Origin of the sequence: Mesorhizobium sp. M8A.F.Ca.ET.202.01.1.1, assembly GCF_004791595.1 — a bacterium.
GTDB lineage: Bacteria > Pseudomonadota > Alphaproteobacteria > Rhizobiales > Rhizobiaceae > Mesorhizobium.
On record NZ_SRUN01000303.1, the window covers coordinates 1 to 284 of the forward strand.

The following is a 284-nucleotide window of genomic DNA, read 5'->3' on the forward strand; positions in this document are numbered from 1 at the left end:
GGCGTCAACCCTAAAGAGCACCCCTTCTCCCGAAGTTACGGGGTCATTTTGCCGAGTTCCTTAACGAGAGTTCGCTCGCTCACCTTAGAATTCTCATCTTGACTACCTGTGTCGGTTTGCGGTACGGGCACCATAAATCTAGCTAGAGGCTTTTCTCGGCAGTGTGAAATCAACGACTCGAGGAAACAATTCCCTCTCCCCATCACAGCTTGACCTTAAGAGTGCCGGATTTGCCTAACACTCAGTCTTACTGCTTGGACGTACAATCCAATCGTACGCTTCGC

Annotated in this window: 1 rRNA gene; it reads right to left on the reverse strand. The window is 50.4% G+C overall.

From position 1 onward, the window contains the following. Positions 1 to 284 (reverse strand): 23S ribosomal RNA (locus EN845_RS34970); the annotation flags it as partial.